The sequence below is a fragment of the Streptomyces sp. NBC_00207 genome (genome assembly GCF_045160965.1).
In the GTDB taxonomy this organism is placed as follows: Bacteria; Actinomycetota; Actinomycetes; order Streptomycetales; family Streptomycetaceae; genus Streptomyces.
The window spans coordinates 4,692,531-4,716,296 of the sequence record NZ_CP130715.1; the positions used below are offsets into that span (position 1 = coordinate 4,692,531).

Annotated in this window: 26 protein-coding genes, 2 tRNA genes, 1 other RNA gene and 1 pseudogene; 17 read left to right on the forward strand and 13 right to left on the reverse strand. The window is 72.4% G+C overall.

Annotation, left to right across the window (positions count from 1 at the left end; all coding sequences use genetic code 11):
- Positions 1–298: 298 nt before the first annotated feature.
- From purD to ffs, 3 genes are all read right to left on the reverse strand, one after another.
- Positions 299–1,552 (reverse strand): phosphoribosylamine--glycine ligase, encoded by a 1,254-nt coding sequence (purD, locus tag OG472_RS22150; RefSeq protein WP_405941934.1) that lies wholly within the window; start codon positions 1,550–1,552, stop codon positions 299–301.
- A gap of 60 nt (positions 1,553–1,612) precedes the next feature.
- Positions 1,613–3,859 carry a DNA polymerase III subunit gamma and tau gene (locus OG472_RS22155; protein ID WP_405941935.1) on the reverse strand — a complete coding sequence of 749 codons (2,247 nt, stop codon included), beginning with the start codon at positions 3,857–3,859 and terminating at the stop codon, positions 1,613–1,615.
- A gap of 64 nt (positions 3,860–3,923) precedes the next feature.
- Positions 3,924–4,022, reverse strand: an RNA gene (ffs, locus tag OG472_RS22160) — signal recognition particle sRNA small type.
- 107 nt (positions 4,023–4,129) lie between these two features.
- On the opposite strand from ffs, the gene OG472_RS22165 reads away from it, so the two are divergent.
- Positions 4,130–4,217: transfer RNA gene (locus OG472_RS22165), tRNA-Ser, on the forward strand.
- A 69-nt stretch (positions 4,218–4,286) separates the two neighbouring features.
- Here the strand turns inward: OG472_RS22165 and OG472_RS22170 are convergent.
- The 5 genes and pseudogenes from OG472_RS22170 to OG472_RS22190 form a co-directional block, all read right to left on the reverse strand.
- Positions 4,287–5,771, reverse strand: coding sequence for an MFS transporter (locus OG472_RS22170; RefSeq protein ID WP_405943200.1), 1,485 nt, complete (start codon positions 5,769–5,771; stop codon positions 4,287–4,289).
- Positions 5,772–5,924: 153 nt separating this feature from the next.
- Positions 5,925–5,987 (reverse strand): annotated as a pseudogene (locus OG472_RS22175) (hypothetical protein); the annotation flags it as partial.
- Between the two features lie 35 nt (positions 5,988–6,022).
- Positions 6,023–6,607 carry a hypothetical protein gene (locus tag OG472_RS22180; protein WP_405830901.1) on the reverse strand — a complete coding sequence of 195 codons (585 nt, stop codon included), beginning with the start codon at positions 6,605–6,607 and terminating at the stop codon, positions 6,023–6,025.
- Complete coding sequence (locus OG472_RS22185) at positions 6,591–6,746, reverse strand: hypothetical protein (RefSeq protein WP_401610346.1); 156 nt, start codon at positions 6,744–6,746, stop codon at positions 6,591–6,593. The genes OG472_RS22180 and OG472_RS22185 overlap by 17 nt, the downstream gene beginning before the upstream one ends.
- Positions 6,747–6,930: 184 nt before the next feature.
- On the reverse strand, positions 6,931–7,743 hold the full coding sequence (locus tag OG472_RS22190) for a VOC family protein (RefSeq protein WP_383576922.1): 813 nt from the start codon (positions 7,741–7,743) through the stop codon (positions 6,931–6,933).
- Positions 7,744–7,855: 112 nt separating this feature from the next.
- Here OG472_RS22190 and OG472_RS22195 point away from each other — a divergent pair, with 112 nt between their 5' ends.
- Both OG472_RS22195 and OG472_RS22200 read left to right on the forward strand, forming a co-directional pair.
- A complete protein-coding gene (locus tag OG472_RS22195) occupies positions 7,856–8,458 on the forward strand; it encodes an HhH-GPD-type base excision DNA repair protein (protein ID WP_405830903.1) in 603 nt (200 codons plus the stop codon).
- A gap of 112 nt (positions 8,459–8,570) precedes the next feature.
- Positions 8,571–9,044 (forward strand): cupin domain-containing protein, encoded by a 474-nt coding sequence (locus OG472_RS22200; RefSeq protein WP_383576925.1) that lies wholly within the window; start codon positions 8,571–8,573, stop codon positions 9,042–9,044.
- Here OG472_RS22200 and opcA read toward each other — a convergent pair.
- Positions 8,993–9,925: a glucose-6-phosphate dehydrogenase assembly protein OpcA gene (opcA, locus tag OG472_RS22205; RefSeq protein WP_401610342.1), complete on the reverse strand. Its 933-nt coding sequence runs from the start codon at positions 9,923–9,925 to the stop codon at positions 8,993–8,995. The genes OG472_RS22200 and opcA overlap by 52 nt on opposite strands.
- Positions 9,926–9,946: 21 nt before the next feature.
- Positions 9,947–11,557 carry a helicase HerA-like domain-containing protein gene (locus OG472_RS22210; protein WP_405830906.1) on the reverse strand — a complete coding sequence of 537 codons (1,611 nt, stop codon included), beginning with the start codon at positions 11,555–11,557 and terminating at the stop codon, positions 9,947–9,949.
- An 88-nt stretch (positions 11,558–11,645) separates the two neighbouring features.
- Between OG472_RS22210 and OG472_RS22215 the strand changes: the two genes are divergently transcribed.
- Together OG472_RS22215 and OG472_RS22220 are read left to right on the forward strand one after the other, a co-directional pair.
- Positions 11,646–11,942, forward strand: coding sequence for a type II toxin-antitoxin system VapB family antitoxin (locus OG472_RS22215; RefSeq protein WP_030010424.1), 297 nt, complete (start codon positions 11,646–11,648; stop codon positions 11,940–11,942).
- 93 nt (positions 11,943–12,035) lie between these two features.
- Entirely contained in the window at positions 12,036–12,707 is a 672-nt protein-coding gene (locus OG472_RS22220) for a LytR C-terminal domain-containing protein (RefSeq protein WP_401610339.1), read from the forward strand.
- 76 nt (positions 12,708–12,783) lie between these two features.
- On the opposite strand, the gene upp is transcribed toward OG472_RS22220, so the two are convergent.
- On the reverse strand, positions 12,784–13,419 hold the full coding sequence (gene upp, locus OG472_RS22225) for a uracil phosphoribosyltransferase (protein WP_030010426.1): 636 nt from the start codon (positions 13,417–13,419) through the stop codon (positions 12,784–12,786).
- Positions 13,420–13,582: 163 nt separating this feature from the next.
- On the opposite strand from upp, the gene OG472_RS22230 reads away from it, so the two are divergent.
- The 10 genes from OG472_RS22230 to OG472_RS22275 all read left to right on the forward strand — a co-directional run bounded on the left by OG472_RS22230 (position 13,583) and on the right by OG472_RS22275 (position 20,423).
- Complete coding sequence (locus OG472_RS22230; RefSeq protein WP_405830908.1) at positions 13,583–14,527, forward strand: universal stress protein; 945 nt, start codon at positions 13,583–13,585, stop codon at positions 14,525–14,527.
- A gap of 83 nt (positions 14,528–14,610) precedes the next feature.
- Complete coding sequence (locus OG472_RS22235) at positions 14,611–14,790, forward strand: hypothetical protein (RefSeq protein WP_030027564.1); 180 nt, start codon at positions 14,611–14,613, stop codon at positions 14,788–14,790.
- Positions 14,791–15,171: 381 nt separating this feature from the next.
- Entirely contained in the window at positions 15,172–15,720 is a 549-nt protein-coding gene (locus tag OG472_RS22240; protein ID WP_383576935.1) for a hypothetical protein, read from the forward strand.
- Between the two features lie 8 nt (positions 15,721–15,728).
- Positions 15,729–16,208 carry a tRNA adenosine(34) deaminase TadA gene (gene tadA, locus OG472_RS22245; protein ID WP_383576937.1) on the forward strand — a complete coding sequence of 160 codons (480 nt, stop codon included), beginning with the start codon at positions 15,729–15,731 and terminating at the stop codon, positions 16,206–16,208.
- A 59-nt stretch (positions 16,209–16,267) separates the two neighbouring features.
- Positions 16,268–16,354: transfer RNA gene (locus tag OG472_RS22250), tRNA-Ser, on the forward strand.
- A 108-nt stretch (positions 16,355–16,462) separates the two neighbouring features.
- A complete protein-coding gene (locus tag OG472_RS22255) occupies positions 16,463–16,753 on the forward strand; it encodes a hypothetical protein (protein WP_383576939.1) in 291 nt (96 codons plus the stop codon).
- A gap of 406 nt (positions 16,754–17,159) precedes the next feature.
- The gene (locus OG472_RS22260) at positions 17,160–17,321 is read left to right on the forward strand and encodes a hypothetical protein (protein ID WP_383576941.1); all 162 of its coding nucleotides are present in this window, start codon (positions 17,160–17,162) and stop codon (positions 17,319–17,321) included.
- A 254-nt stretch (positions 17,322–17,575) separates the two neighbouring features.
- Positions 17,576–18,514, forward strand: a complete 939-nt coding sequence (locus OG472_RS22265; protein ID WP_405834904.1) for an RNA polymerase sigma factor SigF — start codon at positions 17,576–17,578, stop codon at positions 18,512–18,514.
- A 230-nt stretch (positions 18,515–18,744) separates the two neighbouring features.
- Positions 18,745–19,587 (forward strand): RNA polymerase sigma factor SigF, encoded by an 843-nt coding sequence (locus OG472_RS22270; RefSeq protein WP_319733636.1) that lies wholly within the window; start codon positions 18,745–18,747, stop codon positions 19,585–19,587.
- Positions 19,588–19,637: 50 nt separating this feature from the next.
- Positions 19,638–20,423, forward strand: coding sequence for a hypothetical protein (locus tag OG472_RS22275; RefSeq protein ID WP_405830911.1), 786 nt, complete (start codon positions 19,638–19,640; stop codon positions 20,421–20,423).
- A 30-nt stretch (positions 20,424–20,453) separates the two neighbouring features.
- On the opposite strand, the gene OG472_RS22280 is transcribed toward OG472_RS22275, so the two are convergent.
- Positions 20,454–20,696, reverse strand: coding sequence for a hypothetical protein (locus OG472_RS22280; protein ID WP_383576949.1), 243 nt, complete (start codon positions 20,694–20,696; stop codon positions 20,454–20,456).
- Positions 20,697–20,818: 122 nt separating this feature from the next.
- On the opposite strand from OG472_RS22280, the gene OG472_RS22285 reads away from it, so the two are divergent.
- Both OG472_RS22285 and OG472_RS22290 read left to right on the forward strand, forming a co-directional pair.
- Positions 20,819–21,286 (forward strand): MarR family winged helix-turn-helix transcriptional regulator, encoded by a 468-nt coding sequence (locus tag OG472_RS22285; RefSeq protein WP_401610430.1) that lies wholly within the window; start codon positions 20,819–20,821, stop codon positions 21,284–21,286.
- A 91-nt stretch (positions 21,287–21,377) separates the two neighbouring features.
- Entirely contained in the window at positions 21,378–22,943 is a 1,566-nt protein-coding gene (locus tag OG472_RS22290; protein ID WP_405834905.1) for an MDR family MFS transporter, read from the forward strand.
- 94 nt (positions 22,944–23,037) lie between these two features.
- Here OG472_RS22290 and OG472_RS22295 read toward each other — a convergent pair whose 3' ends face one another.
- On the reverse strand, positions 23,038–23,682 hold the full coding sequence (locus OG472_RS22295) for a TetR/AcrR family transcriptional regulator (protein ID WP_401610332.1): 645 nt from the start codon (positions 23,680–23,682) through the stop codon (positions 23,038–23,040).
- Between the last annotated feature and the right edge of the window lie 84 nt (positions 23,683–23,766).

Here is a 23,766-nt window from a genome sequence, read left to right on the forward strand (position 1 = left end):
GTTCCGGACACGGCCGGACCTCACCCCCTCTGCCCTGCGGCGACGTTGCTCACTCCCCCACTGTGACACCCGCCACTGACATCGCAATGCCGGTGGGCCAAGTGCCGGAATGCTTGCGCCGCACCCTAGTTGGGGCATGCCCGGTCGTCAGGCAGACGGGGTGACGATCACCCGATGGAATGGCTTTGGGTAAAGGTGGATGCGTTCGAACGCGGCCGGATGCACTCGCACGCGAACACGCCCGCGGGCCCGGGCGCAGGATCTGCGCACCGGGCCCGCGGGTCTGCGGAGCCGCTGGTCAGCTGTGCCCGGCGGCCTTCGCCGCGATGTCCGTACGGTGCTGCGATCCGTCCAGCCGGATGCGCGCCACCGCCTTATACGCCTTCTCGCGGGCCTGTGCCAGATCGGAACCGGTCGCCGTCACCGACAGCACGCGGCCGCCCGCGCTGACGATGGCGTCGCCCTCGCGCCGGGTCCCGGCGTGCAGCACGTACGCGTCGGGCGCGTCCTCGACGGCCACCTCGGCCAGGCCCTCGATCGGGTCCCCGGTGCGGGGGGTCTCGGGGTAGTTGTGGGAGGCGATGACCACCGTGACGGCCGCGTCGTCGCGCCAGACGAGGGGGGCCTCGGTGTCCAGGGTGCCGTTGGCGGCGTTCAGCAGCACGCTCGCGAGCGGGGTGCGCAGCCGGGCCAGGACCACCTGGGTCTCGGGGTCGCCGAAGCGGGCGTTGAACTCGATGACCCGGGTACCGCGGCCGGTGATCGCGAGGCCGGCGTAGAGCAGCCCCGAGAAGGGGGTGCCGCGGCGGCGCAGCTCGTCGACGGTGGGCTGGAGGACCAGCTCCATGACCTCGTCGACCAGCTTCGGGTCGGCCCAGGGCAGCGGGGAGTAGGCGCCCATGCCGCCGGTGTTCGGGCCCTGGTCGCCGTCCAGGGCGCGCTTGAAGTCCTGCGCCGGCTGGAGCGGGACCACGGTGACGCCGTCGGTGATGGCGAAGAGGGAGACCTCGGGGCCGTCGAGGTACTCCTCGATGACCACGCGGTCGCAGCCGAGCGCGTGGGCGCGGGCGACGGCCAGGTCCTCGGTGACCACGACGCCCTTGCCGGCCGCGAGGCCGTCGTCCTTGACGACGTACGGGGCGCCGAAGGCGTCGAGGGCCGCGTCCACCTCTTCCGGGGTGGTGCAGACGTAGCTGCGCGCGGTCGGGACCCCGGCCGCGGCCATCACGTCCTTGGCGAAGGCCTTGGAGCCTTCGAGCTGCGCCGCCTCGGCGGACGGGCCGAAGACGGGGATGCCGACGGCGCGCACGGCGTCGGCGACCCCGGCGACCAGCGGGGCCTCCGGGCCGACGACGACCAGGCCGGCGCCGAGTTCGGTGGCGAGGGCGGCGACGGCATCGCCGTCGAGGGCGTCGACCGGGCGGAGCTCGGCCACCTCGGCGATGCCGGCGTTGCCGGGAGCGCAGTACAGCGCGGAGACGTCGGGGTCGAGGGACAGAGAGCGGCACAGGGCATGTTCGCGGGCGCCGCCGCCGATGACGAGGACCTTCACGCCGCCCAGGGTAGCCCGGCGGGAGTGGCGCGTTTCGTGCGGCCACCCAATCCGGAGGCGCTACTCGTTCGTGTATTCCTCCACAACGGTGGCTCCCAGCTCGCGCACGATCAGGTCGTGTCCGGTCAGCGCGCTCTCCACGAGGTCGGGGTCGTCCTCCTCGGCGAAGTCGTCCTCGGGGGCGACCGGCGGGGGCGCCTGCTGTACGGGGGGCTGCGGGGCGGGAGCCGACTGCTGGGACTGCTGCTGCGGGTACTGCGGCGCGGGAGCCGCCTGGGCGGGCTGCTGCACCGGGGGCGGCGGGCTGTAGGCGGGCGCCGGCGGGGCGGCGTACGAGGAGCCCTGGGCCACAGGGGCCGGGCCTCCGCCGCCCACCACGGCGTCGATCTTCCAGTTGACCTGGAACTGCTCGGCCAGGACCGCCTTGAGCACGTCCTCGCTGCCGCTGCTGGCGAAGTTGTCGCGGGCTCCGGCATTGGGGAAGCCGAGCTGGAGGGTGGTGCCGTCGAAGCCGGTGACCTGGGCGTTCTGGCTGAGCAGGATCCAGGTGAAGCGGCGGCGGTTCTTCACGGCCTCCAGGACGCCCGGCCACATCGCCTGGACCTGCCCCGCGCCGGCGGCCATGCCGGGGGAGGGCGCGGGCGCGGGGGCCGCGGCAGCGGCAGCGGCCGGAGCGGGGGCCGCGGCAGCGGCAGCGGCCGGAGCGGGGGCCGCGACCGGGGCGACGGGCGCGGGCGCGCCCTGGCCGGGGGCGGCCGCGCTGGGCCAGGCACCGGCGGCCGGGGCCACGGGAGCGGCCGGTGCCGCGGGGGTCGCCGGGGCCGCGGCTCCGGGCCAGGCGCCGGGGGCGCCGCTGCCGGGCTGTGCGGCGCCGGGCCAGGCCCCGGGGGCGGGTGCGGGGGCTGCGGCGGGTGCGGGGGCGGCGGGCGCCTGGGCGGCGGGCGCCTGGGCGGCGGGCGCGGCCTGCACCGGAGCCTCCGGCTGCGCGGGAGCCCGTACCGGCGCGGGAGCCGGCACCTGTGCGGGCGGCTGGACGGCAGCGGCGGCGCGCGCGGCTGCCACACCCCCGCCGGGCCCGGCGGGCGCCATGGCGTGCGCCTCGGGCCCCGGTACGTAGCCCATGGCGGGCGCGGCCGCGAAGGCGGCGGCCCCGCTGCGCTCCAGCCGGTCGAGCCGGGCCTGGAAGGACCGCTCGTCGTCGAAGGCGGCGGGCAGCAGCACGCGGGCGCAGATCAGCTCCAGCTGCAGCCGCGGCGAGGTCGCGCCGCGCATCTCCGTGAGCCCGGTGTTGACCAGGTCGGCGGCGCGCGACAGCTCGGCGGCCCCGAACACGGACGCCTGGGCCTGCATCCGCTCCACGACATCGGCGGGGGCGTCGATCAGCCCCTTCTCCCCGGCTTCCGGCACGGCGGCCAGGATGACCAGGTCGCGCAGGCGCTCCAGCAGGTCGGCGACGAACCGGCGCGGGTCGTTCCCGCCCTCGACCACCCGGTCGACGACCTCGAAGGCGGCGGCCCCGTCCCCGGCGGCGAAGGCGTCGATGACGGAGTCGAGCAGGGAACCCTCGGTGTACCCGAGCAGCGAGGTCGCCATGGCATACGTCACACCGTCCTCACCTGCACCGGCGAGCAGCTGGTCCATGACGGACATCGAGTCACGCACGGACCCGGCGCCGGCGCGCACGACGAGCGGCAGCACGCCGTCCTCGACCGTGGCGCCCTCCCGCCCGCAGACCTCGCCCAGGTACTCCCGCAGGGTGCCGGGGGGCACCAGGCGGAAGGGGTAGTGGTGCGTCCTGGACCGGATGGTCCCGATCACCTTCTCCGGCTCGGTGGTGGCGAAGATGAACTTGAGGTGCTCCGGCGGCTCCTCGACCACCTTCAGCAGGGCGTTGAAGCCCTGCGGGGTGACCATGTGGGCCTCGTCGATGATGTAGATCTTGTAGCGGCTGGACGCCGGCCCGAAGAAGGCCTTCTCGCGCAGGTCACGGGCGTCGTCCACACCACCGTGCGAGGCGGCGTCGATCTCGATGACGTCGATGGACCCCGGCCCGTTCCTGGCGAGGTCCCGGCAGGACTGGCACTCCCCGCAGGGGGTCGGAGTGGGACCCTGCTCACAGTTCAGGCACCGGGCGAGGATGCGCGCGCTGGTGGTCTTTCCACACCCGCGCGGCCCGCTGAACAGGTACGCGTGATTGACCCGGTTGTTCCGCAGGGCCTGCATCAGCGGTGCAGTGACATGCTCCTGCCCGATGACCTCGGCGAACGACTCGGGGCGATAGCGGCGGTACAGCGCAAGGGACGACACGTCTACGAGGTTATCCGGGCCCACCGACAACAGCGGCCCGCCGACGCCACGAAGGTCCCCCGGAACGCAAAGCGCCCCCCACGCACCCGCCAGAGCCCACTTACCCTTGCTGCCTTCCGGCCCTGGGGGAGTTGGGTGAGATAGCGCCACGTGAGGGGCTGGCCCCACCCTAGCGGATGAAGGCCCCCGGAATCGAGCCGGACCCCGGGCCGCCCTCCCGCCGACGATCACGTTCGCGAGCACCCCTCAACGTCTTGTATTGTTTGCGGCGGAGGATTCGCCTAGTGGCCTAGGGCGCACGCTTGGAAAGCGTGTTGGGGGCAACCCCTCACGAGTTCGAATCTCGTATCCTCCGCCAGTGCCTCACCGGGCACTTGAAGGCCCCGACCGGGAAACCGGCCGGGGCCTTCTGCGTTCCCTGCGCCGGTCAGTGTGCGCCGGCCCCCACCGGTTCCGGGGCTTCGGTCCTCGGCCGGTCGCGCATCAGGATCAGGGCCAGGGCCGCGGCGGCCAGGACTCCGGCCGCCGCCGCCGTGAAGGTCGCCGACATCGCCGAGGTGAAGGCTTCGCGGGCGGCGGGCGCCAGGGCCGGGTCGGCGAGCGCCGCGGCGACGGAGTGGCGGGCGGCGGCCGGGGCCGAGCCGGGCAGCCCGGCGGCGTAGGTGGTGGAGAGCACGGCGCCCAGTACGGCCACGCCCAGGGCGGCCCCTGCCTGCTGGACGGTGTCGTTGAGGGCGGAGCCGACCCCGGCGTGCTCCTCGGGTACGGCGCCCATGAGGGCCGCGGTGGCGGCCGGCATGGCCAGCCCGCTGCCGATGCCCATCAGGACCATGGCGGTGGCCAGCGGCGCGAAGCCGTCGCCCGCTTCCAGGGTGGCCAGGACGCCGAAGCCGGAGGCGATGACCGCGAGGCCGACGGCGGTCATCACGCGGTTGCCGATCTTCCGGCCGAGGGTGGCGCCGAGACCGTTGAAGAGGAGCGTGGCGACGGCCAGCGGGGTGAAGGCGAGCCCGGTCTCGGTGGGGGTGTAGCCGCCGACGAACTGCAGGTACTGGGTCAGGACCAGCATCAGTCCGCCGTTGGCGAAGGTCAGCAGTACGAGGGAGAAACTGGCGCCGCTGAACATCCGGTCGCGGAAGAGGGCCGGCGGGACCATCGGGGAGTCGGTGCGGACCTCGTAGACGACGAAGCCGGTCAGGGCGGCCACGGCGATGCCCAGCGAGGTGAGGGTGGACGCTGCGGTGAGGCCGTCCTTCGGGAGGGCGATGATCGTCCAGATCAGGGCGGTCATACCGGTGACGGACAGGGCCATGCCGGCGAAGTCGGGCCTGCGCCAGGGGCCCTTGGACTCCGGCATCAGGATGAGCGCGGCGGCGATGGCGAGCAGGGCGATCGGCACGTTCATCAGGAAGACCGCGCCCCACCAGAAGTGGGCGATGAGCACGCCGCCCAGCCCCGGGCCGCCGACGAGGCCGAGCACGGCCACCGCGCCCCAGGCGGAGATGGCCTTGCGGCGCTCCTCCTCGTCGAAGACGGTGATCAGGATCGAGAGGGTGCTCGGCATCACCAGGGCTCCGCCGATGCCCATCACCGCGCGGCCGGCGATGAGCTGGGCGGGGGAGTCGGCGTAGGCCGCGAGGAGCGAGGCGACTCCGAAGAGGGCCAGTCCGATGATCATCACGCGGCGGCGGCCGAACCGGTCGGACAGGCTGCCCGCCGTGAGCAGCAGTCCGGCGAAGACCAGGATGTACGACTCGATGATCCACTGGATGGCCTCGGCGCCGGCACCGAGGTCCTCCGCGATCGGCGGGATCGACACGGTCAGCACCATGTTGTCGACGACCAGCACCAGGGTGCTGAGGCAGAGCACGATCAGGATGAGCCAGCGTCGCGGATTGCGAGCCTCGTCCATGGTGATCCCTTCCCCTTTTCCTCGCTTCGCTGCGTACAGCGTTCGCTTGCGTGAGAACAACGTACGCGGATGCGTACAGCGTTCGCAAGAGGGCAGGGTCGTCGCCGTGTGGGCCTTGGTGACCGAACCCAGGACGAAGAGCGTCCGCTCGTCCACGGGCAGCGGGTGCGCCACGCTCGTCACGCCGTGGCAGGCGTTGGCCTCACGGCCGTCCACCCGTACGCCGGCGGCGGCGCCCGGAATCCCTTCGGCTAGCCGACGTACGCGTCGAGCGCCGGGAAGCAGACGGCGTTGTCCGCGCTGCAGATGTCGGGGCCGCTGCGCGGCGGGAGGTCCGCGGTGGGGCGTTCGTACGTCAGCAGGCTCAGCGTCCGGCCCGAGGCGAAGACGGCCGTGGCGTCGCGGACCGGCCCGGCGTCGGGGCCGGGCGCAGCGGACCCGGCGTACTGGTACGGGCCGTGGCCGCCGTCCACGACGGCGAAGAAGACCGTACGGGTGCCGGTCGCGCCGGCCTGGCCGGGGAACGGCCCGGCCTTGGTCACCAGCCGGATCCCGATCCGCGCCCAGGACTTCGGCAGCGGTTTGCAGGCGAGGGACGCCCGCCCGTCGCGGACCACGGCCAGGCAGTAGCTGCGGTCGTCCGGCATCCAGGCGAACTCGCCCGCGCCGACCGCGGGCTCACGGTGGATCACGACGATCGAGTCGTCGTCCTGAGCCCTGGCCTCCGGGTACCGGCGGACCGCTTCCAGCAGCGGCGCGTCGGCGGGCGTGACCTTCCCCTCCCCGACCGCCGCGGCAGGCCCGGACGTCGAGGGCGCCTCAGGCGTCGACGGCACGGGCGAGGGCGGGACGGACGAGGGCGTCACGTGCGGCACGGACGGCGGTGACGGCACCGGCGAGGGCGAGAACATCGGCGAAGACGCAGGCGAGGGCAGCGCCTTCGGCGACAGCGGCGGCGCCGGGGGCGGTGTGCACGAGGCCACCGCCAGCATCGCCAGCCCGCATCCCGCCGCCGCCACGACCGTTCCACGTCTCATGAGTTCCGCCCCCGCACTGCTCGAACGTACGTATAGGGAGCGAAGTCTGCCGGGTCGTGCGGCGGCGCGGTCCGGCGGGCCGCGCCCTCCGTGGCCCGCCTCCGCGCCCGGGCGCGTCCGGCTCAGCCGAAGGAGGGCATCTCCCCGACCGTCGTCGACATGTCGATCACCGCGAAGGCGGCGCCCTGCGGGTCGGTGACCGCAGCGAAGCGGCCGAACGGGCTGTCCATCGGGCCGAAGTGCAGCTTTCCGCCGTGCTTCTTCGTCTTCTCGACCGCCTCGTCGCAGTTCGGGACCCCGAAGTAGATCTGGATGTACGGCGGAAGGTCCGGCGGGAAGTCGTCGTCCATCTTCATCCGGCCGAGCACCGGGTTCCCACCGCCGCCGACGCTGAAGACCTTGAAGTCCATGTTCGCCATCTCGGGGTCGTCGCCCGGGTCCATCTGCTGGGCGCCGTACGGGAAGACCTGCGGGAGGAACGCGTCCGGCTTGTCCGGCTCCCGGGTGAAGACCTCCGCCCAGGCGTACGAGCCGGCCTCGCCCATCTTCTCGAAGCCCTTGTGGTCGCCCGGCTGCCAGACGCCGAAGACGGCGCCGCTCGGCTCCTTCGCGATCAGCATGGTGCCGAAGGTGCCCACCTGCATCGGACCCATCAGCACCTCACCGCCGGCCGAGGTGATCTTCCCGGCCGTGGCCGCCGCGTCGGGAGAGGCGAAGTACAGACACCATTGCGAGGGGGCGTCGACCCCCGGCATCGGCGGCACGACGGCCGCCACGGCCTTGCCGTCGGAATAGGCCTGCGTGTAGTTGCCGTACTCGCTGCTGGCTTCACCGAAGGTCCAGCCCAGCACGTCGCCGTAGAAGGTCTTGGCACCTTCCACATCGGTGAACATCGCGTCCACCCAGCACGGCGCGCCCTCGGAGAACTCAAGCATGATCGATCGACTCCTCGCTCGTCCCTGTCGTCTCGTACCTGTCGTCGTACTCACGCTAGGCGCGCGGTGTGCCGATCGCGCGGGGAACGCGGCCGCGCGGGACGCTGGTGCCATGGACAAGGACATCACCATCCGGCTGGCTCAGCAGCCGGAGGCCGACGCGCTGCTCGGCCGGAGCCCGCTCGCCGCGCTCGTCGGGATGCTGCTGGACCAGCAGGTGCCGATGGAGTGGGCGTTCTCGGGGCCCTGGACGATCGCGCAGCGGATGGGCGCCGACGATCTGGACGCCCACGCCATCGCCGCGTACGACCCGGAGGCCTTCGCCGCCCTGCTCTCCGAGAAGCCCGCCGTGCACCGGTATCCGGGGTCGATGGCGACGCGGGTCCAGCAGCTGTGCGCGTATCTGGTGGAGCACTACGGCGGGAGCGCCGAGGCCGTCTGGGCCGATGCCCCGACGGGCCGGGAGCTGCTGAAGCGGCTCAAGGCGCTGCCGGGCTTCGGGGAGCAGAAGGCGCAGATCTTCCTCGCCCTGCTGGGCAAGCGGTTCGGGGTGCGGCCCACGGGGTGGCGGGAGGCCGCGGGCGGGTACGGCCAGGCGAACGTCTACCGTTCGGCGGCCGACATCACGGGCCCGGAGTCGCTGGCCAAGGTGCGGGCGCACAAGCAGGAGATGAAGGCCGCCGCCAGGGCCGCGAAGGCCGCCGGCGGGTCCTGAACGGCTGCCGGTCGATCCCCGGTCAGGGGCCCGGCCGGGCCCCGCGCGCGCCAGCGGACCGGCCGGCAAAGGGAAGATCCAATTCCCCCTGCGGGACCGTAGATTGGGGGACATGACAGAGATCGCGACCCGCGCCGCCACTGCCGAAGCCATCTACGACGCCCCCGGCAGCCTCATCACCCTGCTCACCGACACCGCCGAACTCACCTGCAACACCGCCACCTTCGAGGAGGGCGCGGCGGGCGCCCCGGTGCACTTCCACACCAAGGCGACCGAGTTCTTCCACGTCACCGCCGGACAGCTCGACGTCCTCGTCGGCGACGAGATCCACACCCTGGGCGCCGGCGACTTCATCGCGGTCCCGCCGGGCGTCAAGCACGCCTTCGCCCCCGCCGCCGGCCACACCGCCAGCGTCTTCGTCGGCTTCACCCCCGGCATGGCCCGCTTCGACTACTACCGGCTCCTCGGCCGGGTCAACGCGGGCGAGGCCACCGTGCAGGACATCAAGGACAGCTCGGCGACCTACGACAACCACTACGCGGAGAGCCCCGTCTGGAGCGGCCGCCGCCGCAGCGCGGAGCCGTAGACCACGTCCGCGTCGAGGCGGCGCAGTTCCTCCGCGATCAGTTCGGCGCCACTGCGGATCTTCAGGGCCACCCTGCGGTCCGGGCTCCCCGGCAGGCTCAGGGTGGCCAGCACTCCCGCGGGCCGGTCCACCCGGATCTCCCCGCCCGTCGTCTGCAGGACGACCCTGGTGATCACCGGGCCCTCGCTCGCGACCCGGGACACCGGCACCCCCAGCCGGTCCTCCAGCCAGCGCGCCAGCAGCTCCGCGCTCACGTTGTCGGGCTCGCTCTCGACCGTCGCGGCGGTCACCGGCAGCGGCTTCTGGTCCAGGGCGGCGGCCAGCAGGGACCGCCACGGGGTCAGGCGGGTCCAGGCCAGGTCGGTGTCGCCGGGCTGGTAGCCGGCGGCCCGCTCGTCGAGCACGCCGACCGTGTCGAAGGCGGCCGCCGCGTCCGTGATCCGGCGCTGCGCGAGCGCGCCCAGCGGGTCACCCGCCAGGTCGACGGGGGCCTCGGCCGGCCACCAGGCCACCACGGGCGCGTCCGGCAGGAGCAGCGGCAGGACGACCGAGCCGGCGTGCTCGGTCAGCGCCCCGTGCAGGCGCAGCAGCACGATCTCGCCGGTCCCGGCGTCCGAGCCGACCCGCAGCTCGGCGTCGACCCGGTTCGCGCGGAGCTTGAGCGGGCCGCGCGAGGTCCGCCTGATCACCGCGATGATGCGGCAGGGGTGTTCGCGCGAGGCCTCGGAGGCCGCGCGTACGGCGTCGTAGGCGTTCTCCTCGTCGGTGACGATGACAAGGGTCAGCACCAGCCCCATGGTCGGGCTGCCTATGGCCCGGCGGGCATCGAGCAGGGCCCGGTTGACCTTGCTGGACGTGGTGTCGGTGAGTTCGGTCCGCATGGGCCAGAGTCTGTCACCGCGTCACCGCCGCTTGCGCGCGGTCCCGAAGATCGAGCGGGAGATCTCCCTTCCGAGTTGAGTGCCGATCGAGCGGGCCAGTGAGCGGAACAGCCCGCTCCCCACCACCTGCTCGGCCAGTGAGGGATCCGGCTTCGGGGCGCTGCGCGCGGCCCGCGCCGCCTCCTTCTCCGCCTTCTCGGCCTGCTTCTCGGCCTCGGCGGAGGCCGCTGCGGCCTCCGCCTGCGCCTCGGCCGCGGCCTGCTCGGCGCTGATCTTCTCGTACGCCGACTCGCGGTCGACCGGCTCCGCGTAGCGCGACCAGAGCGGCGAGGACGTCACCGCCCGGTCCAGGGCGGCCGGCTCGACCGGCCCCATCAGCGACTGCGGGGCGCGCAGCCGGGTCGCCGCGACCGGGGTCGGGGCGCCCTTCTCGCTGAGCACGGTGATGACCGCCTCGCCGGTCCCCAGTTGCGTGAGCAGCTCCTCCAGGTCGTACGGCGAGTTGGGGAAGGTCTTCACGGTCGCCTTCAGCGCCTTGGCGTCGTCGGGGGTGAAGGCGCGCAGCGCGTGCTGCACCCGGTTGCCGAGCTGGGCGAGCACGTCCGCCGGCACGTCCTTGGGGGTCTGCGTCACGAAGAAGACGCCGACACCCTTGGAGCGGATGAGGCGCACGGTCTGGGTGATGGAGGTGAGGAAGGCCTTCGAGGCCCCGCTGAAGAGCAGGTGCGCCTCGTCGAAGAAGAAGACGAGCTTGGGCTGCTCCAGGTCGCCGACCTCCGGCAGGTCGTTGTAGAGGTCGGCCAGCAGCCACATCAGGAAGGTGGAGAAGAGCTGGGGCTTGTCCTGGACCGCGGGGAGTTCCAGTACGGAGACCAGTCCGCGCCCGTCCGGGGCCGTGCGCAGGAACTCGCTCGTGTCGAACTCCGGCTCGCCGAAGAATTCGGCGGCGCCCTGCTGCTCGAAGGCGGTCAGGGACCGCAGGATCACCCCGGCCGTCACCGTGGACAGTCCGCCGATGCCCTTGAGTTCGGCCTTCCCCTGGTCGGAGACGAGGAAGGCGACGACCGCGCGCAGGTCCTTGAGGTCGATCAGCTCAAGGCCCTTGGTGTCGGCGTAGTGGAAGATCAGGCCGAGGGACTGCTCCTGCGTCTGGTTGAGCTGGAGCACCTTCGACATCAGGACGGGGCCGAAGCTGGTGACGGTGGAGCGGACCGGGATCCCGGGGCCGATCCCGCCGAGGGAGTAGAACTCGGCTGGGTATCCGGTCGGCTCCCATTTCTGGGCCACCTCCCGGGCCCGTTCGTCGATCCTCGGGCCGGCCGTGCCGGGCGCCGAGATCCCCGAGACGTCCCCTTTGACGTCCGCGAGGAACACGGGCACGCCGTTGGCCGACAGCTGCTCGGCGATGAGCTGGAGCGTCTTGGTCTTGCCGGTGCCGGTGGCCCCGGCGACCAGTCCGTGGCGGTTGAGCATCGACAGCGGGATGCGGATCTGGCGGTCGGGCAGGCAGCCGCCGTCCCAGAGCAGGGCCCCGAGATCGAGCGCGGGTCCGGTGAACGCGTACCCGGCGGCGATCTTCCCGGCCGGGCCCGTCTGGTCCGCCGGGACGGCGGGGTCGGTGCTCTCGCTCATGGATCCCTCCCGAAATAGCGCTGTTCGTCACTTTTGCACCACCGCTTCGAGGCTGCGCCCGCAGGCACGGGCCCGGTAGGCTTTCCGTGTGATCTTCAAGCGCATCGGAAGCGGGCGGCCGTACCCCGACCACGGCAGGGAAACCACCCGGCAGTGGGCGGACGTCGCGCCGCGCCCGGTCCGGCTCGACCAGCTCGTGACGACCAAGGGACAGCTGGACCTCGAAACGCTGCTCGCCGAGGACTCCACCTTCTACGGCGACCTGTTCGCCCACGTCGTGAAGTGGCGGGGCGACCTCTACCTGGAGGACGGGCTGCACCGCGCCGTGCGCGCCGCCCTGCAGCAGCGTCAGGTGCTGCACGCCCGTGTCCTCGAGATGGACTGACGCGTTCGCGTAGATTGCGCCTTTCGGGTCACCATTGACCTATCAGCAGATCATTTAGTAGGCATCGCCACCGGGCCGCACTACGCTGCGCCCATGAGCATGCTCACTCCCCCCGGCATGGGCGGTAAGTACCGCGTCACGGGAGCCGCCTACCCCCGTATGAGCCGCAAGCGGAGCCGTCCTCGGATCGTCCTCGCCATCCTCGGCTCGGTCCTCGCACTTGCCCTGGTCGGCTACGGGGCAATGCAGCTCATCGACGTGTTCCGCGGCGACAGCCCCAAGCGGAACACGGCTGCGGGCGCCAAGGACTGCCCGACGACGCCGCCCAAGGGCGCTGCCAAGGGCGGCCCCGCCGCCGCCTCCACCGCCTCGGCCGCCGCGAAGCCCGCGGTCGTGCTCCCGCCGCCCGGCGAGATCACGGTCAACGTCTACAACGCGACCCCGCGCGCGGGCCTGGCCAAGGCCGTCGGCGACGAACTGGCCAAACGCGGCTTCGTCATCGGCCACGTCGGCAACGCCCCGGCCGACTTCGACAAGAAGGTCCCCGGCACCGGGATACTGCTGGGCTCCCCCACGACGGACAAGGCCGCCTTCTCCGTGCTGGGCACTCAGCTCGCCGGCGCCACCCAGCAGAACGACACCCGCGAGAGCGCGGACATCGACCTGATCCTGGGCGACGCCTTCAAGGAGCTCAGTACGAAGGAGGACGCGGACAAGGCGCTGGCCCTCCTGGCCAACCCCGTGCCCGCGCCCGCCAAATGCTGAACGCCTGAACCTCGTACCGGCGTACCGGCCGGCCGCTCCACCGCTGAAGCGCGGTGACGGCCGGCCGCCGGGCGGCCTATTCGGCCGAGCCGTACATCCGGTCGCCCGCGTCGCCCAGGCCCGGCACGATGTAGCCGTGCTCGTTGAGCCGCTCGTCCACCGCGGCCGTCACCACGGTCACCGGCGTGCCCGCCAGCTCGCGCTCCATGATCTCGACGCCCTCGGGCGCCGCGAGCAGCACCACGGCCGTGACGTCGTCGGCGCCGCGCTTGATCAGCTCCTGGATCGCCGCGACGAGCGTGCCGCCGGTGGCGAGCATCGGGTCGACGACGTAGACCTGCCGTCCGGAGAGGTCCTCCGGCATGCGCGTCGCGTACGTGGAGGCCTCCAGGGTCTCCTCGTTGCGGACCATGCCCAGGAAGCCCACCTCGGCGGTCGGCAGCAGCCGCACCATGCCGTCGAGCATGCCGAGGCCGGCGCGCAGGATCGGCACGACCAGCGGGCGCGGGTGGGAGAGCTTCACGCCGGTGGTCGGGGCGACCGGCGTCTCGATGTCGGCCTGCTCGGTGCGCACGTCGCGGGTGGCCTCGTACGCGAGCAGGGTGACCAGCTCGTCGGCGAGCCGCCGGAAGGTGGCGGAGTCGGTGCGCTTGTCGCGCAGGGTGGTGAGTTTGTGCGCCACCAAGGGGTGATCGACGACCTGCAAACGCACAACATCCTCCAAAACTCAGCCTGCGACCAGCAAAAACGGCCGCACGACGCGACCTGCACCCAAAAGGCTACGCGGTGACGCGGCCCCTTCGCGTCCGGAGCGGCGGCCACGCCCGCAGCGGCCTGCGGATGCGACCCGCCCGGACGCCCAGCACGCTGGACGGATGAGCAACGCACCGGTGATCGCAGCCGTCGACGGATCCGAACACAGCCTCAAGGCCCTGGAGTGGGCGAGGGCCGCAGCCGTCCGGCACGGTACCGGGCTGATGATCGCCCATGTTCTGCCCGACCACGCCCAGTTGTATGCGGGCCGCCGGTCGGCGCTGCACGACGCCTCGCAGCCGAAGGAGTTCGCCGACCCCGTGAAGGACTGGGTACGGTCCCTGCTCGGCGGCGGCTCCGAGCTGCCCGAGGGGGTCCGGTACGAGGCGCTGGAGGGCTCCGTCCCCGAGGCGCTGCGGGTGATCGGGGCGGAGGCCCTGGTGCTGGTGATGGGCTCCCGGGGCCGCGGCGGCTTCGCCACCCTGCTGCTCGGCTCCAACAGCCGGGCCGTGGCGGCCACGGCGCCCTGCCCGGTGGTGGTGGTCCCGCACGCGGAGCGGACCGCCGGGGCCTCGGCGGCCGCGGAGGAGTCCGCCGGGCGGGTGGTGCTCGGGCTGCACGCCGCCGAGACGCCCGACGACGTGGTGACCTTCGCCTTCGCGGAGGCCGCCGCCCGGGGGACCACCGTCCAGGTGGTCTCCGCGTACGCCGTCCCGCCCGCGCCGAACCTGATCATCGACGCCCCCTTCGAGGTGATCCCGCCGGAGGGGCTGGCGGACGACGGGGACGCCGTGCCGGCCGAGCGGGAGATGCTGCGGTCCCAGACGGCCCGGCTGGCACCCTTCCGTACCCGCTACCCGGACGTCCGGGTCGAGCAGGCCGCGGTCCCGGGCGACCCGGCCGGCCGGCTGGTCACCGCCTCCGCGTCGGCGGCACTCGTCGTGGTCGGCCGCCACCACCCGAGGCGCCGCCCCAGGTCCCTGTTCATGGGCTCGGTGGCGCATGCGGTGCTGCAGCACGCGCACGGCCCGGTGGCAGTGGTCCCGACCCTCAAGGACGACTCCTGACCTGCAGCGGGGTGGCATCAAACGGCCAGTCCGGGGCAAGGTGGGTGCAGGGGGGACGACCGACCAGCCCAGGGTGGTGGCCGATGCCCGACACGCAGCCGAGCGACGACGCTCCGGAGACCGCGGCGCAGCGCCGAGCACGCCGTGCGCAGTTCCTGCGGGACCTCATGGAGGCCCGCGCCCTGCGCGACCGCGTCCAGCCCCGCCGCGCCCGCGCAGCCCGCATGCGCCAGCAAATGCGCATGCGCACCTTCCGCTGGTAGCCGTATCAGCCCGATCCAGCCCCGCCGACCCGATTCAGCCCCGCCGGCCCGGTTCAGCCCCGCCGGCGTTTGAGGCGCGGGGTCCGGGGCGGAGCCCCGGGAAGCCTGCCGCAGGCCCGGCACGCCGCGACACGGCCAAGCCGTACCGCCCGCCGCAAGCCCCCCGCCACGGCCCCGCCGGCCCGGCCCCACAACCCCGCAAGCCCCCCGCAGGGGCACGGCACGGCACGACGCAAGCGCCGAAGACCTCTCGCAAAGCCGCTGTTTCTGCCACGATGCCGATTGGGCGGGGCACGGGCGGCGAGCACACGGCCGTTCCGCCCCAACCTCCGGCCGGGGGGACCTCCAACCGGCACGCCTAAGACCAGTGGGAGAGTCACGGTGTATTTCGCCGCACTGCTCGCGCGCACCGAAGACGGGTGGGAAGCGAGCGACATGGAACTCGACGACGTCGAGTCCCTCAGTGATCTGATCGATCTCGCCCGTTCCGCCGCTGTCGACGACGACACGGTGGTCGCCCTCATCGAGCAGGAGGATGCCTGGTTCGGCGTCGTCCGCGTGGACGGCGAGGAGGACCCGCGGTACTTCGTATCGAACGCCGCCGCGGCCGCCCGCAGCTCCTACGGCTCGATGCTGACCAAAGAGCTGCTGGGCAGCGACGAGGAGGACGACGAACTCGACGAGCTGGACCTGGACGGCACCGAGGACGGCGAGGAGGATGCCATCGCCGCCTACACGGACGAGGACACCGACGAGGACGGGGCGGGCGGGACCGGCGCGGAGCCGGTGCCTGCCGGTCCGCTCGGCGACCCCCGGCTGCTGGACGACCTCGGGGTGACCAACAAACAACTGATGACCCTCGACGGGGACGCCCTCTCGGAGATCGCCGAGTCCCTCGGCGCGACCGAGGTCCTGGAGGCCGTCCGCTAGTGATCCGCATGCACGACACGAGCACCACCGATCCCGTACGGGACCCGTGGCGGGACTCCATGCGCCTGGCGCTCCAGGAGGCCGCCCGGGCGGTGCCGGCCGGCGATGTGCCGGTCGGCGCCGTCGTGCTGGGCCCGGACGGGAAAATCCTCGCCACCGGGTACAACGAACGCGAGGCGACCGGCGACCCCACGGCGCACGCCGAGGTGGTGGCGCTGCGCCGGGCGGCCGCCGCGCTCGGGGAATGGCGGCTTCCGGGGTGCACCCTCGTGGTGACCCTGGAGCCGTGCGTGATGTGCGCGGGCGCGCTCGTGCAGTCGCGCGTCGCCCGGGTCGTCTACGGCGCGGACGACGAGAAGGCCGGCGCGGCCGGGTCCCTGTGGGACCTCGTACGGGACCGCCGGCTCAACCACCGCCCCGAAGTGGTCCGCGGCGTCCTCGCCGAGGAGTGCGCCCGGCAGCTGACGGACTTCTTCCGTGAGCTGTGACGGCGGGCTCGCGGATACGGATTTCGGCGCACGGGCCACCTTGGGCTAAGCTCTCTCTCGGTAGCGTGTCCGAGCGGCCGAAGGAGCACGCCTCGAAAGCGTGTGATGGTGCAAGCTATCCGTGGGTTCAAATCCCACCGCTACCGCTCTGATCGAGAGCCCCGCCCCGCAAGGGTCGGGGCTCTCGGCGTTGGCGGCGCTCCCGTCCGGCGGACAACCGCGTGACCGCCCGCCCCTTCGGCCGTTGTCACGGCATGACCAAGACCCAGCGCATGCTCGCCGCCATCGCCCTCGCGGGGGCCGCCGCGGGCCTCGCCGCACCCGCCGCCTCGGCCGCCCCGATCGCCCCCCTCACCCTCCCGGACCTGCCGTCGGCCGCGCCGGGGATGCCGGCGGGGGCCCAGCCCGCTTCCGTCGAGGAGGTCGGATCGAAGCTCGTCGAGGGCGCCAACCAGCTCAACGCCCTCATGGAGCTGCCGAACCAGCTGTACCCCGTGGTCGCCCCCGTGGAGCCCGTGCTGGGCCTGGCCGGCGGCCTCGAATAGCCCGTAGGGCCACGCACTGCCCCCGTACGACCCCCGTACGCACCGGAACGGCGCGGACCACGCGAAGAGGGCCCCGACCGGGGTCGGGGCCTTCGCGTGTGGGACGGGGGAAGTGGCCTCGGGGGGACAAAGCCACTTCCCCCGACGAGGACGGACCTGCCGGTCCGCGCCGCGGTCAGGGGGAAGCTCGCGGCTCGGACCCCGCAGTGAGGCCCTGTCCCTCGCCCACCGATTTCCTGCCAGAACCGGTGGGCTCACATCAATCCTGCGCCCGCCGCAACCCCGGACCCACCGGCAAAGGACCCGGAGCACCGGGTCATTGGTCCTTAAAGGACACGTCAGTGTCCAATCTTGACCGGTTAGACTCACCCGACTTGCAAGGACCGGTTGGGGAGGCCGCCCGCTCGTGGACACCAGGAAACTCATCACGGGTGCCCTCACCGTGTTCGTCCTCTTCGTGATCATCACCCAGCCGAAGAGGGCGGCCGAGATGGTGGGAATAGGCTTCCAGGGGATATCGGATGCCGCGTCCGGCATCGGCGAGTTCATGACCGAACTGGTGCGCTGACCCCGTACGCTGAAGCGGTTCCCGGAATTCCGGCCCCCCACTCCGACGGGTGGGGGGCTTTTTGCATACCCATCGCTGGGCGTATTGCCCTGATATGCCCAACTTGCCCTCAACACGGCGTTATACGGTGCTTGCACACAGTGCACATCTCTTGTGATGCTATGACCGCTTTTGACGGATGAGTTGACTGAAGGGGTGGCGTGACCGTGCCGGCCAGTACTGCGCCTCAGGTGCCACCCCGACAGGACCCCCAGCTGCCGACCCAGCAAGAGCCCCGCCAGGAACCCCGTCAGGAGCCCCGCCCGGAGTCCCGTCAGGAGTCCTGTCAGGACCCGCTCCGGGAGCCTCCTCCGGATTCCCGCCCGGAGCCCCCTCAGGAGTCCCGCCCGGAGCCGCCCGAGGAGCCTCCGGCGGCGCCGAGACCCCCGAGCCGGGGCGCGGACACCCGGGCCCTCACCCAGGTCCTCTTCGGCCAGCTGAAAGGCCTGGAGCCGGGCACCGCCGAACACACGCGGGTGCGCGGGGCCCTCATCGAGGCCAACCTCCCGCTCGTCCGGTACGCGGCCGCCCGCTTCCGCAGCCGCAACGAGCCGATGGAGGACGTGGTCCAGGTCGGCACCATCGGCCTGATCAACGCCATCGACCGGTTCGACCCGGACCGCGGCGTGCAGTTCCCGACCTTCGCGATGCCGACCGTGGTGGGCGAGATCAAACGGTACTTCCGCGACAACGTCCGCACCGTCCACGTACCGCGCCGCCTCCACGAACTGTGGGTCCAGGTCAACGCCGCCACCGAGGACCTCACCACGCTCCACGGGCGCACCCCGACCACCCCGGAGATCGCCGAGCGGCTGCGCATCACCGAGGACGAGGTGCTGTCCTGCATCGAGGCCGGGCGCAGCTACCACGCGACCTCGCTGGAGGCGGCCCAGGAGGGCGACGGCATGCCCGGGCTGCTGGACCGCCTCGGCTACGAGGACCCGGAGCTGGCCGGGGTCGAGCACCGCGACCTCGTCCGCCACCTCCTCGTACAACTGCCCGAGCGCGAACAGCGGATCCTGCTCCTGCGGTACTACAACAACCTGACGCAGTCGCAGATCAGTGCCGAGCTCGGGGTCTCCCAGATGCACGTCTCACGGCTGCTCGCCCGGAGCTTCGCCCGACTGAGATCCGCAAACAGGATCGAGGCGTAACCGTAACGAGTGGAGATCATCCGCACGTTTCCCGACAGATCGGGCTGATCACCCTCCGGCCGCTCCTGTCGCTGGAGATATATGTCGACTTGGCGCTACAGCGTGTTGCCGACATGTGACATTCTGCTTGAACCGCGTTTGCCGCAGCCCCGCCTCCGGTATTCAGGTGGAGGCTGCGTTCCTCCGACGGGCGCGCCGCACGCGACCGTCCGCGACCTCAAGGGGGTGGCATGTCCGTAGACCAGGGCAGCTCCAAGGTGCTCACGCTCGTCAAGAGCGTGACGCCGCCGGCAGTGTCCGACCGCTCGGAAGCCATCGACACCCGCACCCTCTCCCGCTCCCTCTTCCAGCGACTCGCCGCCCTGGACGCGGACAGCCCCGAACGGGCGTACGTACGCGACACCCTGATCGAGCTGAACCTGCCCCTCGTGCGGTACGCCGCGGCTCGCTTCCGCAGCCGCAACGAGCCGATGGAGGACATCGTCCAGGTCGGCACCATCGGCCTGATCAAGGCGATCGACCGCTTCGACTGCGAACGCGGCGTGGAGTTCCCGACGTTCGCGATGCCGACCGTCGTGGGCGAGATCAAACGATTCTTTAGGGACACCTCCTGGTCCGTCCGCGTCCCGCGCCGGCTCCAGGAGCTGCGCCTGGCGCTGACCAAGGCCAGCGACGAGCTCGCCCAGAAGCTGGACCGCTCGCCGACCGTGCCGGAGCTCGCCGCGGTGCTCGGGGTCTCGGAGGAGGACGTGGTCGACGGTCTCGCCGTCGGCAACGCCTACACCGCCTCCTCGCTCGACTCGCCCTCTCCCGAGGACGAGGGCGGCGAGGGCTCGCTCGCGGACCGCCTCGGCTACGAGGACACCGCGCTCGAAGGCGTCGAGTACCGCGAGTCCCTGAAGCCGCTGCTCGCCAAACTCCCGCCCCGGGAACGGCAGATCATCATGCTGCGCTTCTTCGCGAACATGACGCAGTCGCAGATCGGCGAGGAGGTCGGCATCTCCCAGATGCACGTCTCCCGGCTGCTGACCCGCACCCTCGCGCAGCTGCGCGCAGGTCTCATCGGAGAGTGACCGGGCGCCGCCCGCTTCCCAATTGACGATCCGTCAGGAAAACTGGCGCGATGCGAAAGGGATCGCGGGCGGCCACCACCCTCCTCGCCCTGTGCTGCACGGCGGCCGTCGGCCTCACCGGCTGCGGCGGCCCGGCGCGGGACGGCTACCTCGCCGTGGGCGCTGCGGCCCCGGGCCCCGAACGGGCCGCGGGGGAGAACGTGGCGCCCCAGGGCCGGGTGGAGTTCCAGCAGCTCGGCGGCCCGTCCGCGGCGGGCGGCTCCTCCGCGTCGTCCGGTACGCCGACCGGTACGTCGCCCGACGCGCCGGGATCCCGGCCCCCGGACGACTCCGCTCCGGGCGGCTCCGCGGCCACCGCCCCCGGCGGCTCCGCAGGCACCCCCGGCACCCCGGCCGGCTCCGGGCGCACCACACCGCCGGCGGGCACGCCGAACGCGCCGAACACCCCCGGCACGCCGTCGGGCTCACCCACGGGCCCGGGCACCCCGTCCACCAGGCCCGGCACCACGCCCCCGGCCCCGCCCGCGACCCCGGCGAAGCTGACGCTGTCCGCGCCGACGAGGGCGGCCGCGGCCGACCGCTGGTGCGAGCGGGTCACGGTGACCTTCACCAACACGGGCACGACGGCGGCCCGTGCGGGCACCGTCAGCTTCGCGACGCACATCATCGGCGCCCTCGGCATCGACTGGGCGACGATCACCACGACCCAGCCGCTGCCGGCGCCCCTCGCGGGCGGAGCCTCGAAGACGCAGACCTACACCGTGTGCGTGGAGGCCTGGCGGGTGCCGCTGGGCATGCACGTGGACACCCGGAGCGTCACCGCCACCTGGAGCTGAGGCCGGCGCGTCCGGCCCCCGCCGGGTCCGTCAGTGCAGGACCACCCAGGCGGCCGCGCCGATCATGAGGACGAGCCCGATGATCAGCGCCACCTTGGCGGTCGAGCCCGAGGAACCGGACCGCTCCTGCTCCGCGGCGCGGCGCTGCTGGCGGGAGCCCGGTCCCGCCTGGCGGGCCGGTGCGGCCTCCTCGACGAAGGCCCGGAACATCTGCGTGCTGCCCGCGGGGTCGTAGTTGCCCTCGGGGACCTGTGAGTTGTGGTTCTCAGCCATGGAGCAGGACCCTAGCCGGTTTTCCGATTCTTTTACCGCCCCACCCCCCAGATTCGTTTGCCTGTAGCAACCATTCGCTTCTATGGTTGCCTGAAGCAACAAGATGGAGGAACCCGGTGACGATGACCGCTGCGCCGACTCCGACCGCTCCGGCCACTGCGGCCGCCCCACCCACTGCGCCCACTGCGCACGAGGAGCTGGCCCGCCAGCTCACCGGAATCGGCGCGGTCAAGCGCGAGCTCGCCCGCAGCCTGCCCCCGGACTGCCCACCCGGCGCAGCCGCCGTCCTCACGGTGCTCGACCGGCACGGGGAGATGCGGCTGAGCCGGCTGGCCGAGTTCATGGCCGTGGACATCTCGGTGACCAGCCGGCACGTCACCCACGTCGCCGACCGCGGCTGGATCGAGCGCGAGACCGACCCGGGCGACGGACGCTGCCGGATCCTGCGCCTCACGCCGGCCGGCCGGGCGCTGCTCGCCCAGCTCGGCGCCCGCTACACCGCCGCGCTCGAGAGAGCCCTCCACGGCTGGTCCGCCCAGGACATCGACGTGCTCAACACCCTGCTGGCCCGACTCCGATCGAGCTTCTAGACAAAGGAAAGACATGGCCCCGTCGGAGACGACAACCGACAACACACCCACCTCTGCGGCCGCGGGAGCATCCGCTTCCGCGGCCGTGACCATGACCCACCCGCAGATCATGAAGGCGCTGTCCGGGCTGATGCTCGGCATGTTCGTGGCGATCCTGTCCTCCACGATCGTCTCCAACGCCCTGCCCCAGATCATCAGCGACCTCGGCGGCACCCAGTCCTCGTACACCTGGGTGGTCACCGCCGCCCTGCTGTCGATGACGGCGGCCACCCCGCTGTGGGGCAAGCTGTCCGACCTCTTCAGCAAGAAGCTGCTGGTCCAGATCTCCCTCGTGATCTACGTCCTCGGCTCCGTGGTCGCGGGCATGTCCCAGAACACCGGCACGCTGATCGCCTGCCGCGTGGTCCAGGGCATAGGCGTCGGCGGCCTGTCGGCCCTCGCCCAGATCGTCATGGCCGCGATGATCTCCCCGCGCGAGCGCGGCCGGTACAGCGGCTACCTCGGCGCGGTCTTCGCCGTCGCCACCGTCGGCGGCCCGCTGCTGGGCGGTGTCATCACCGACACCGAGTGGCTGGGCTGGCGCTGGTGCTTCTACGTCGGCGTGCCGTTCGCGATCATCGCCCTGATCGTGCTCCAGCGGACCCTGCACCTCCCGGTCGTCCGCCGCGACGTCAAGGTCGACTGGCTGGGCGCCTTCCTGATCAGCGGCGCCGTCTCGCTGCTGCTGATCTGGGTCACGCAGGCCGGCGACTCCTACGAGTGGATCTCCTGGCAGACCTGGGCCATGACGGGCGGCGCGGTCCTGCTCGGCCTGCTCTTCGTCCTCGTCGAGTCCCGCGCGAGCGACCCGATCATCCCGCTGCGGCTCTTCCGCAACAAGACGATCAGCCTGGCCTCGGCGGCCTCGCTGTTCGTGGGCATCGCGATGTTCGCGGGGACCGTGTTTTTCAGCCAGTTCTTCCAGTTGGCCCGCGGCGAGTCCCCCACGATGTCCGGAATCCTCACGATTCCGATGATCGCCGGGCTCTTCGTCTCCTCCACCGTTTCCGGTCAGGTGATCACCAAGACCGGTAAGTGGAAGGCCTGGCTCGTCTCCGGCGGCGTGCTGCTGACCGTCGGCCTCGGCCTGCTGGGCACCCTGCGCTACGACACCCCGTACTGGCACATCGCGCTCTACATGGCGCTGACCGGCCTCGGTCTCGGCATGATGATGCAGAACCTGGTCCTCGCCACCCAGAACCAGGTGGCCCCCGAGGACCTGGGCGCGGCCAGCTCGGTCGTCACCTTCTTCCGCTCCCTCGGCGGCGCCATGGGCGTCTCCGCACTCGGCGCGGTCATGGCCAACCGGGTCACCCACTACGTCCAGGACGGGCTGGCCGCACTCGGGCCGAAGGCCGCGGCCCTGGGCAGCGGCACCGCCGGGGGCGGGATCCCCGACCTCGACAAGCTGCCCGCGCCGGTCCGCGAGGTCATCGAGTCCGCGTACGGGCACGGCGTCGGCGACGTCTTCCTCTACGCCGCCCCGTTCGCGCTCCTCGGCCTGGTGCTGGTGGTGTTCATCAGGGAGGTGGCCCTGAAGTCGAAGCCGGCGGCCCACGCCGCCCCGGCGGCCTCACCCGAGCCGGTGGCCTCCGCCGAGGCCGTGGTCAAGGCCTGAGCGAATCCGGGCCTCGGCGGCGCCGGGGGCCGGCGACGGGGCTTCGGGCCTGGGACTCGGGCCTCGGGCTCGGGCATGGGACTCGGGCTCGGGCTCAGGCCTTGGCCGTGGCTTTGGCCGTCGCTTTGGCTTTGGCGTCGATGCCCGCGATGAGGACGTCGAGCGCGAGGCAGAAGTCGCCCTCGGGCGCCCGCCGGACCGCGCCCCCGCAGCCCTGCAGGAACTGCGACACGGCCAGGTGGGCGCCGGTCCGGGCGGCGTCCGCCAGGCCGGTGGCGTCCAGCAGCCGCTGGAGGGCGGCGTCGAAGGCCCGCGCGTGCGGGCCGATGTTCGGATAGGCAGCGGTGAGCGGAGCCACCCACGGATGGTCCGCCAGCACCCTCCGGTAGCCGCGGGCCAGCGCCTGCAGCCGGCCCGGCCAGGCCGCCTCGCCGCCGCCCGGCGGCCCGGCCGGCAGCCCGAGCTCGCCCAGGGCGCTGTCCAGGGCGAGCTCGAGCAGATCGTGCTTGGTATCCACGTACCAGTACAGGGACATCGCGGTGACCCCGAGACCGGCGGCGAGCCGCCGCATCGAGAACCGGGCCAGCCCTTCGGCGTCGAGCAGCCGCACGGTCGCGGCGGTGATCCGCTCCCGGTCGAGCCCGGAGGGTGCCTCGGTGCGGCGTCTGGCGGGGGCGGCGGGCCTGGCGGTCAGCCACACACTGGTCCGGGTCTCGCCCGGATCGGCCGTGGTCACCATGCACGCACCCTCCTCACGACAGGTGGATCGGCCCGGAATGCCCGGTCCGCCCTCTTGATGCTAGGGGGTGTCCTGTCGATCGGG

Coding starts and splice junctions, on each gene's coding strand:
- OG472_RS22170 (WP_405943200.1), bottom strand. CDS start 5,771: ATGGACGAGGCTCGCAATCCGCGACGCTGGCTCATCCTGATCGTGCTC.
- OG472_RS22190 (WP_383576922.1), bottom strand. CDS start 7,743: ATGCTTGAGTTCTCCGAGGGCGCGCCGTGCTGGGTGGACGCGATGTTC.
- OG472_RS22195 (WP_405830903.1), top strand. CDS start 7,856: ATGGACAAGGACATCACCATCCGGCTGGCTCAGCAGCCGGAGGCCGAC.
- OG472_RS22200 (WP_383576925.1), top strand. CDS start 8,571: ATGACAGAGATCGCGACCCGCGCCGCCACTGCCGAAGCCATCTACGAC.
- opcA (WP_401610342.1), bottom strand. CDS start 9,925: ATGCGGACCGAACTCACCGACACCACGTCCAGCAAGGTCAACCGGGCC.
- OG472_RS22210 (WP_405830906.1), bottom strand. CDS start 11,557: ATGAGCGAGAGCACCGACCCCGCCGTCCCGGCGGACCAGACGGGCCCG.
- OG472_RS22220 (WP_401610339.1), top strand. CDS start 12,036: ATGAGCATGCTCACTCCCCCCGGCATGGGCGGTAAGTACCGCGTCACG.
- OG472_RS22230 (WP_405830908.1), top strand. CDS start 13,583: ATGAGCAACGCACCGGTGATCGCAGCCGTCGACGGATCCGAACACAGC.
- OG472_RS22235 (WP_030027564.1), top strand. CDS start 14,611: ATGCCCGACACGCAGCCGAGCGACGACGCTCCGGAGACCGCGGCGCAG.
- tadA (WP_383576937.1), top strand. CDS start 15,729: ATGCACGACACGAGCACCACCGATCCCGTACGGGACCCGTGGCGGGAC.
- OG472_RS22255 (WP_383576939.1), top strand. CDS start 16,463: ATGACCAAGACCCAGCGCATGCTCGCCGCCATCGCCCTCGCGGGGGCC.
- OG472_RS22270 (WP_319733636.1), top strand. CDS start 18,745: ATGTCCGTAGACCAGGGCAGCTCCAAGGTGCTCACGCTCGTCAAGAGC.
- OG472_RS22275 (WP_405830911.1), top strand. CDS start 19,638: ATGCGAAAGGGATCGCGGGCGGCCACCACCCTCCTCGCCCTGTGCTGC.
- OG472_RS22280 (WP_383576949.1), bottom strand. CDS start 20,696: ATGGCTGAGAACCACAACTCACAGGTCCCCGAGGGCAACTACGACCCC.
- OG472_RS22285 (WP_401610430.1), top strand. CDS start 20,819: ATGACCGCTGCGCCGACTCCGACCGCTCCGGCCACTGCGGCCGCCCCA.
- OG472_RS22290 (WP_405834905.1), top strand. CDS start 21,378: ATGACCCACCCGCAGATCATGAAGGCGCTGTCCGGGCTGATGCTCGGC.
- OG472_RS22295 (WP_401610332.1), bottom strand. CDS start 23,682: ATGGTGACCACGGCCGATCCGGGCGAGACCCGGACCAGTGTGTGGCTG.